The 7,629-nt window shown below is 46.6% G+C and carries 11 protein-coding genes and 1 pseudogene; 9 read left to right on the top strand and 3 right to left on the bottom strand.

Translation table 11 applies throughout. The annotated features are described in order from the left end of the window. From AC1DUO_RS22525 to AC1DUO_RS22540, 4 genes are all read left to right on the top strand, one after another. Nucleotides 1-758 (top strand): VENN motif pre-toxin domain-containing protein (locus tag AC1DUO_RS22525; protein ID WP_477988833.1); only part of this gene is annotated, 758 nt, incomplete at its 5' end. Further along, nucleotides 755-961 (top strand): hypothetical protein, encoded by a 207-nt coding sequence (locus AC1DUO_RS22530; RefSeq protein WP_217215919.1) that lies wholly within the window; start codon nt 755-757, stop codon nt 959-961. The genes AC1DUO_RS22525 and AC1DUO_RS22530, both read left to right, overlap by 4 nt. A 199-nt stretch (nt 962-1,160) precedes the next feature. Beyond that, the gene (locus AC1DUO_RS22535; RefSeq protein ID WP_477988835.1) at nt 1,161-1,433 is read left to right on the top strand and encodes a hypothetical protein; all 273 of its coding nucleotides are present in this window, start codon (nt 1,161-1,163) and stop codon (nt 1,431-1,433) included. Nucleotides 1,434-1,480: 47 nt separating this feature from the next. Continuing rightward, a complete protein-coding gene (locus AC1DUO_RS22540) occupies nt 1,481-1,678 on the top strand; it encodes a TNT domain-containing protein (RefSeq protein WP_477988836.1) in 198 nt (65 codons plus the stop codon). Nucleotides 1,679-1,762: 84 nt separating this feature from the next. Here the strand turns inward: AC1DUO_RS22540 and AC1DUO_RS22545 are convergent, their stop codons facing one another. The 3 genes and pseudogenes from AC1DUO_RS22545 to AC1DUO_RS22555 all read right to left on the bottom strand — a co-directional run. Further along, the gene (locus tag AC1DUO_RS22545; protein WP_414060670.1) at nt 1,763-1,969 is read right to left on the bottom strand and encodes a helix-turn-helix transcriptional regulator; all 207 of its coding nucleotides are present in this window, start codon (nt 1,967-1,969) and stop codon (nt 1,763-1,765) included. Nucleotides 1,970-2,069: 100 nt separating this feature from the next. Further along, nucleotides 2,070-2,633 (bottom strand): YagK/YfjJ domain-containing protein, encoded by a 564-nt coding sequence (locus AC1DUO_RS22550; RefSeq protein ID WP_477988838.1) that lies wholly within the window; start codon nt 2,631-2,633, stop codon nt 2,070-2,072. A 619-nt stretch (nt 2,634-3,252) separates the two neighbouring features. Further along, nucleotides 3,253-3,354: pseudogene (locus AC1DUO_RS22555) on the bottom strand (transposase); the annotation flags it as partial. 568 nt (nt 3,355-3,922) lie between these two features. Between AC1DUO_RS22555 and AC1DUO_RS22560 the strand changes: the two are divergent. The 5 genes from AC1DUO_RS22560 to AC1DUO_RS22580 all read left to right on the top strand — a co-directional run. After that, the gene (locus AC1DUO_RS22560) at nt 3,923-5,296 is read left to right on the top strand and encodes a hypothetical protein (RefSeq protein WP_477988840.1); all 1,374 of its coding nucleotides are present in this window, start codon (nt 3,923-3,925) and stop codon (nt 5,294-5,296) included. 390 nt (nt 5,297-5,686) lie between these two features. After that, nucleotides 5,687-5,983 carry a permease gene (locus AC1DUO_RS22565; RefSeq protein ID WP_414060674.1) on the top strand — a complete coding sequence of 99 codons (297 nt, stop codon included), beginning with the start codon at nt 5,687-5,689 and terminating at the stop codon, nt 5,981-5,983. A 98-nt stretch (nt 5,984-6,081) separates the two neighbouring features. Further along, nucleotides 6,082-6,543: a hypothetical protein gene (locus AC1DUO_RS22570; RefSeq protein ID WP_477988843.1), complete on the top strand. Its 462-nt coding sequence runs from the start codon at nt 6,082-6,084 to the stop codon at nt 6,541-6,543. A 382-nt stretch (nt 6,544-6,925) separates the two neighbouring features. After that, nucleotides 6,926-7,138: a hypothetical protein gene (locus AC1DUO_RS22575; RefSeq protein WP_414060676.1), complete on the top strand. Its 213-nt coding sequence runs from the start codon at nt 6,926-6,928 to the stop codon at nt 7,136-7,138. Nucleotides 7,139-7,237: 99 nt separating this feature from the next. Continuing rightward, a partial coding sequence (locus AC1DUO_RS22580) for a DUF932 domain-containing protein (RefSeq protein ID WP_477988845.1) occupies nt 7,238-7,629 on the top strand: 392 nt, incomplete at its 3' end.

A 7,629-nucleotide genomic window follows, 5' to 3' on the forward strand; every position in this document is an offset into this window, starting at 1 on the left:
CCTATATTCAGGGTGGCTCAGTGACGGGCGGCGCAGCAGGCGGTGCTGCGGGAGAATTAGCTGCGAAGATCATCATCAGTGCATTTTACCCCAATACCAAAGCAGAAGACCTGACGGAGGATCAGAAGGCAAATGTCAGCGCATTAAGTACATTAGCTGCCGGTCTGGCGGGTGGTGTGGCCGGGAATTCGTCATTGGCAGGCGTGCAAGGGGCGATTGCCGGGAAGGCAGCAGTGGAGAATAATGCGCTTGCTAGTGACCCGAATGAGATAGAGAAAAAATATGAAATTGAATTACAAAGGGAGTTGCATCAGGAAACTGGTGCACCTCGTGCCCTGGATGACCCTGAGAATGCTGTTCATGAAATAGTTCCGCCGGGGTTGGGCATTGGTGTTGGGATTGGTGCAAAAGGAAGCAATGGGGCACAGAGCACAGTCAACCAAGGAAAACTTAACTCTCAGCTTCTAGCTGAAGAAGTCGCGAATGGCCATGCCTACGAGAAGCATGTGCTTGAACGGCAAGAGTTCTCTGACCTTGGTATCAGTACTAAAAGTCAGTTCCAAAGTTTTGTGGAAGGTATTGTTACTAATCCAGAAATTGAACGCCGTCAATCTGTTGACGGGACAACTTACTATCTTGATAACTCAACTAAAACCATTGTCATTAGAGGGCAGAGAGGTGAAGCTACTGCCTTCAGACCAGACAAAGGTGGGGTTGGTTGGGATAACTATATTAATTCTCAGGTACCGAAGAAATGAGTGAGAAAATTAACGATTGTGATTACATTAATTTTAGAGTAACGCCCAAAGAGCTTAGGTACTTTGTTTCATGTGGATTAGCGTTAATTCAAAATGTACCAGAGGGCTCTCTAACTACATACTGTGGATTAAACAAGAATGAGATTATTGATATTTCTATTCGATTGAGGGCGTTAGCTGATGAAATTGGGGTACAAATGTAATTAGGATTCAGATTAACCAAATCCGAGTGATCCTAAAAATGCTGTTCACGAAATAATAAAACCGGGTTTATGGGGTAGTGCCGGAGGTGCTGTTGGTCCAAAAAGCTCAGGTACTGCGCTGGAAACGACCAATCCCATTACTGTGAGTGGTAGCCGAGCCATCGACAAGGCGCAAAGCAATGAAAGTGGTATGTGCGGGATGTATGGTGATACTCCATTTGCTGTGCGTCAATACACTGCGATTGTCGATGGGCAACGTGTCAAAAAAACGACACCAGCACAGGTTGGTGAGAAGTTGGGTGTTGATCCTAGGTGGGTGAAACTTGACGGAAGTCCCAACTGGCCAACGAAAGCAAATAATGGTTTTGACAGCGGATTCGATGGGCCGCCAACGATTACTGAGCTTCAGCCTGGCCATACGTTTGACAGATATGGTGGCCGGTTTGATGAGAAAGGTAACTTTACTGATTAGGGTAAATTTGTGGCGTCGATAGATGTGCCTTTTGAGCAACGCGCGCTTTGCCTGACTCAAGTTTGAAATCACCATATCGGCAGTATGAGGTTTTAAGGACTATCCCAGATGTAAACTCTGGAAGCGCAGCTACTTCGTTTGGAAAACCGGGTATGGGGACTCAGTATCAATTACCGATGAATATTGATGAATTGGTGAAAGAGGGCTTCATCAAGCCCATACAGGTGAAAGCCGTCCCTTTATAGGCTGACTGGTGTTATGCGAATGGCATGGTAATTCAGGTCGGATAGATTAGTCGGTGACTTAGGGATGAATGGCTCAGGAGTGGCTTACGGACGAGAATTAGCGATACGCTCTTGCAGCCAGGTCTCCACTTCGCTCTGAAGCCAACGTGAGCTTCGTCCCAACTTAATCGGCTTTGGGAAAGTGCCGTCCTGGATAAGTTTGTAGAACCACTTGTCCGTCAAGCCCGTTAGTTTTGTGATAAAGGCCATGGTGACAAACTGGTCGTTTAAAAGGTCGCTGTGGATAGTCATCGTTTGTTCTCCGTGAATGAAAGGGAGAAGGAGTCAAAGCGGTGCCCTCCTTCAAACGATAAGCCGGTGGCGTAACTTTTAAATGGACATCCTGGTAACCTCAGCTTTGGCTACGAGGCCGGCCTCTGCGGGAAGGAGCAGGAACATTACTTAACCTGTAGATGGGGTACCTCATGCGCTGTGATTGCTTTGCAAGGTAACTCAGGATGTATTGCATCCCCCTGCGCCCCTGCTTGTCAGAAAACGACACTACCCATTCTCCCCGTACACGGTAATGGGGTTTGGGCTCACACCGATGCGCATAGCCTTCACCCCCCGTGATGTTTTCCCACCGGTTTTTAATTTGTTCCCAGAACTCCCAGATTTTACGGTGTGCCTGCCCATTGATATAAAACGCAGCATGGATATGAAAACCGTGGGTTTCGGTATGTTCCATTACCCACGCATAACCCACCAGCCCCTTGATGGTATGGCATTGTTCCGTTAGCCGGTTCATATGAGCGGCATCAGCGTTCTCAAACGCATTACTGCTGGTGTGATAAGCAAAATCTATCCGTAGCATTAATAATTTTGAGTAACGTTCGAATAATTGGTCTTGATGATGAAACAGCTCATTCAGTAAGGGATAGTCAGGCTCGTGATTAAGGTTAATGGTGTGCTGCATGATTAAATACTCGTGAGGTTATTGGTCATGAGATAACGGGAGTATTTATTTTTTAATGGCCTAGCGGAGACAGGAACGGCTTACTCTCCCACCGTTAATGTAATGCATGCGGATTGCTGGCTATCACCTGGGATAATGTCGGATGCAGATGTCTGGATGAGTCATAGAAGAGGATTAGCGGTTGGTTGATGAATGTCTGTGGGGTAGGGTTTTAATTTTCATAACTGTCTCAAAAAGTGACTATAAGCTTTCCCTTGTTCAGGAGAGCAGATTAATCCTTGGATCAGGTTTCAACCGTTGTGGTGGATCACTTTTTGCACCATTGGTATCATGTGGGAGGGAGGAGGAATTACTGTTCCTAATAAAATAACAGTAATTACCTTAATTAAGTTTCAAGCCTGGCAACTTAGTGTATTTCTGACTATGCGTTATTTCTGCAGGATGATGACGTTAATCGAGCCTGTACCAGGTTCTATGTATAGATCTTTCCTCATCAATGATCCCCAAGACGATCACCCCACTCAATGATAAAGCGGCCTATCGCCATTCCTCAGTCCCTCAACGGCAACGTCCATTTCTGCGAAGCGAAGCAATACCCCTTTTTTCAGCGAGTCGTCTTTCAGAAACACACTGCGCTTTTGACGGCGTGTCGGATGAGGCTGTTTAACGACTCCATGGCGTTGGTCGTATAAATAACCTTATGGATGTCTGCCGGTAAGCGAAGAACACGTAAGGTGAGTCCGTTGGGCTACCGACTGCGGCTTATCTGTGGATGTCCGACGCGCTCCTGCAATCTCCAGCACATCATCTCGGTTGAGTGATGCGGTCGCGTCGACCCTGAAGAGTGCTGATTTTTCAGAAATGGCCCTTACATATTGCAACAATCTGAACTTGGGAAACGCCTACGAATAACGCTCATCCCACTGGCGAAAACTTCCTTTACAGCTGCATACCTCGGGTTTGTTAATTTTTAACATGCTACTCGCATCGTGTAGGTTTGCTTTTCACCTCGTGATGATGGAGAAATATTACGGAGAAAAAAGTAAAAACATGCAAAAATGGTCAAAGAACTGAGTTATATCGCTAAAAAGTCGCATTTTATTGATTTTAACACCTATATTTACGACATGAATTTTCAATTTTAATAGCTTAATTATCAGGTTTTAACGCGTAAATATAATACCTCTATCGCATTTTAAATCTTATGTTTCAGAGATACTGTCTGAGCAGGAAGAAGTCCAATTGTTTTCATTTTGTTAAAAATGTTCAGGCGGAGAGTGACAATATCAATGGAAAAATACGCAAAGATGGGGGCGCAAAAGAAGCAGGGTACGCAAGTCCTGTTACCGGGCGAGGAGTTTCGTTTCTTTAACCTTGAGGCCCGGCAAGCGGGGCGAAGCTGGAACGAGGTTATTTATGGTGAAATTGCGGATAGCTACACCTTGATCCAGTTTACCCCTAAGCCGGTTCTGGGTGACAACAACAGGCAAAGTTTGCTTTATGAACCGCACAATCTCTGGAAGACGCTTCTTCACGAGGACCAGAAAAAAAAGAGAGAGAAGTTTCTGATGGAAGAGAACGGTAAACGCTTCAGTGTCAACCAGGGATCAACTACCGGTCCTTCGTTATTATTAGATAAGAAAGGTTACTGGACTCATACATTTGAATATTCACTTTCCCAGGAAGGGCGTCGGGCTCTGAAAGTGTTGTTGAGGGATAAAAAGAAGATCTACAGTAGCCTTCAGTCCCATTATGACACGATGGTCCTGAAGGCAAGGGACAAGAAAAAGAAAGTCATTCTCTTTCCTGTATCCATTTTCCTGGACCGTGAAGCGTTTGCACTGGATCGGCAAGAAGGTTCGATTTATGAAGGAATAAAAAAACAAGCAGACCTGCTGAATAAGCAACTACCCGAGGTTATTAAAAAGCTCAGACACCGGGCTGCATACAGTATATTTCTGGGCTATTCAAAGCTTTTCCTGCTCACGGATGAGAACTTTGAACCTTTCCTGCACATAATATTTTATCTGTCCGAAGGGGATCTCAGTACATGGTACGCACAAGATATCGCGAGTACCTGGCACAAGCTCAGCAACAAGACTGTCGAAGTCCACTATTACTCCTTTGCCGGCGAACTACCCGACCCTCCGCGACACGACTCTCCAGGGGCCAGGATAGCGTCAAAAAAAGATGACGGCCACAGCATCGTTTACAAGGAAGTGCGCAATCCCTTCCTGTCAGAGGACAAACATAGGAGAAACAGAGCGATCTCTACAGCCCGGGATCTCAGGGAGCAACTTCAGCAGCTGAAAATGAGGGAAAATAACGGCGGATCGGTCAGGCCTGCTGATTACACATTATTAAAACGGCGGCTTAAAATAGCGGAAAGTATAAAAGATACCAGCAAATATCATCTCAACTATTTGGCCAGCGTAGCCAAAAACTATAATAACATTCCTGGTCTACACGCCTTAACAACATCCGGATTTACCTATAACAGCCAGTACAGCAATGAAAAATATAGGGCTCGAAAAACTCGAGACGCGTTGCAGAAAGGGCCAGAAGTCATCGGCATTGATTCAGGCTCACCCATAACAGACGATCCTGATTTCATTGACGAGTTACCCGACAACGTTAAAAATCATTCTTCTGGTTTTAAATAATTTCTAGATATATATCACTACAGCGATACTCCTCCAGTCTCACCTCACCAGGCCATCTAAATAGGATGGCCTTTTCTTTTTGGGATCTCCCATGAATAAATCCTCAACCTGTTTCCGTATATGGCGACACCTGCAACGCTTTCCCCCTCCGACATCTGAGTTACTCGCAGCCCGCCGATTTTCTTTCTTCCGTGACATTGGCTGATATGTCGCAAGGTATTTCTGTCTTATCACGATCGAAATTGTCGATCGTACCGATCTGATTTATTCATTATCCACTACCCACTGGCGGCGATAAAATCGACCCGCGATTTTTAAAATCACTGTTTATCTATTGAAAATTAACACGATTTATTCGTGGAAATAGTCATGTGTCAAAGGAAAGGAAACATGCCTTTACGTCTTTGTCTCGGTCTGTCGACGATTGCCGGGCTGATTATCGCCTTCTGCAATACCCTAATTACTGGATTCTGGTTCTCTCTGTGGGCTGCCATTTTGCTCTGCGTATTGCCGGGAATTGGTGTCTGTCTGGGAAATATCATCAGAAAGTTCATTATGCCGGACGCCGTGTACGGCAGTACCGGGGATGTTATTCAGGCCCGTTTGTTCTGGGCGGTCATGCCACAACTCATCGGCTGGTTTATTGGTTTGATGAGCGCAATAGGGCTTTTGGGTATTCAGGTTTGAATCGTATTCGCCACTTAAAAATCGTGGAAACACAAAGAGTGCAGTTGCGCTCAGTCACTCACCGGTGCGCGTTTCTACTTGCCTATAAGGACTTAAAAATGAAAAGAACAACGATAAATGCCTCGCTGTTGGCCTGCGCTATGCTCCCCCTGGTTGCGCAGGCTTTTGGCAATCACCAAACCTGGACAAGTGGCTTTGCGCAGGGGTCATCAGAATACGTCATTCTGGGCAAAGGTAAGTCACAGCTCTATCTGGCTTGTGGCGATGGCTCGCGGTCAGCCACGCTCATCTTTACGGACCCTGCTGGCCACGACATCAGCATGGACAGTGGCAAACGGTTGTTACTGAAAACCGACGAAGATGACGCTGTCGATATCAGTGACACGGACAGTCATGCGGGGGAGGGAAGTATCACATCGGCCTGGAACCACCTGCGAAACGGCAAACAGGTCACTGTGTCTGGTGAAAATGTTCGGTCAGCTACGTTCACGCTAAACGGGGCAGGCAAAGTACTGCCAGAATTTGGTACGCAAGGGTGTGTATCGAAGTTTGTCCTCTAAGGCGATGCATTGTCATATATTTCAATTTCTTCAATAAAGGAAGGTTTGTATGACAGAAACGTAAGCCGGCGTATCAATGCGCCGGTCCTGCATTTTGCACTATTTCGCATAGTGAATTTCGAGGTATGCCGAATAGTGATTTTATAAAATCTGGATATTATCACCGGTACTGGGGATTATTGGGGGACAGTGACCTGCAACTGCATCAATGACACGCCACCGGTTCTGGTAAACCACCGCATAATTTAGGGTCCGGCACTGTCTCCTCTGCCCCCTTCACCACGGTAATCCCCACATCTGAACGGGTGCACGATTAATACGTGCGTTTCAATCCTAAAATGCCCTGCATGGGCTATTGCAAGACAGTCTGGAGAATATTTCGATGGCATTCCTGAAAATGCTGATTACCGCTCTGGGCCAGGCGCTGATGTTGAGCGCCAGCCACCAGGCACAACTCTTTGTGGAAGCACATTTCCGACAGCTCGGTCACGATGAGGAAAGTATTCATACCGCCAGAGAAGCCGTCAACCTGCTGGTAATCACTATCATCAGTGGAATGATAAGTCAGATATTGCGAATTCTTATCTGCCAGTAGGCCCGTTTACACATCATCACTCCCGCACTTCTGAATCCCATATGCCAGCCCTCACCGGCTGGCTTTTTTGTTTTTATTCGCCAATAAAAGGAAATGCCTATGACCCGTTTAACCAGCCGCTTTGGTGCGGTAAACCTCATTCGCCGCGACCGTCCGCTGACCCGTGATGAACTTGCGCACTTTGTTCCCAGCGTATTCGGCGAAGAGAAACACGAGTCGCGCAGCGAGCGATATACGTATATTCCGACCATTTCACTTTTAGACAACCTGCAGCGCGAGGGTTTCCGGCCGTTCTTTGCCTGTCAAACCCGCGTACGTGACCCAAACAAACGTGAACACACCAAGCATATGCTCCGCCTGCGCCGCGAGGGGCAGATCACGGGTAATCAGGTCCCTGAAATTATTCTGCTCAACAGCCACGATGGTTCGAGCAGTTATCAGATGTTGCCGGGATTATTTCGTTCAGTTTGCCAGAACGGCCTGATTTGCGG

The organism is Rahnella sp. P4_A8 (assembly GCF_056402435.1).